This window comes from Oleiphilus sp. HI0043 (genome assembly GCF_001634935.1).
Window position 1 is genome coordinate 1 of sequence record NZ_LWEY01001076.1, and the last position, 562, is coordinate 562.

Genomic DNA, 562 nt, shown 5'->3' on the forward strand with positions numbered 1-562 from the left:
AACCAGCCGCAAATGCGGGCGTTGGTATGACTCCCCACGTCAAGAGGCCCGCACAAAATCCTGCCGGAACCTCGGCCAGAGCCTTTCTTTTTAATTAACATTCTTCCCGTTAGGGAAGCGTCAACGCATCAGATGAAGCAAGTAATTTCGACGGTGATCATGCTGGTATTCGTGGGTTGCTAACGCGACGCGTTAACCTATCCAACCTTACTTATTACGTCGTGGTGCCTGTCTTCAGTCTATGCTCGTGGATCAATGTACTGCTAGCTCATTGCCAACCTAACGCCTTCGGTGATTGCACCACAGCCGCTGCTTGATCTTTTGCATTGACGCTAAACTTGTTCATGTATTATTCCTTATCTACTTAAGCGGGTACGCGTGAGATTCGTGTTTTTGGATCTATTCTGGGTAAGGTGACTTCCTTCGAGATTGACCAGATATAAGCTATCAGTTCTCGTGCGATCGCCGTTACCACGACACTTCGATGTTTACCTTTGTGTATTAGTCGTTGATATCGTCTACATAATCTCTGTTGTGCTTGCCAAGCTTGATCAATTACCTC

1 pseudogene is annotated in these 562 nt (G+C 46.8%); it reads right to left on the minus strand.

Going from position 1 to position 562, the window contains the following annotated elements:
* Positions 1–364: 364 nt before the first annotated feature.
* Positions 365–562: pseudogene (locus A3729_RS30865) on the minus strand (IS110 family transposase); the annotation flags it as partial.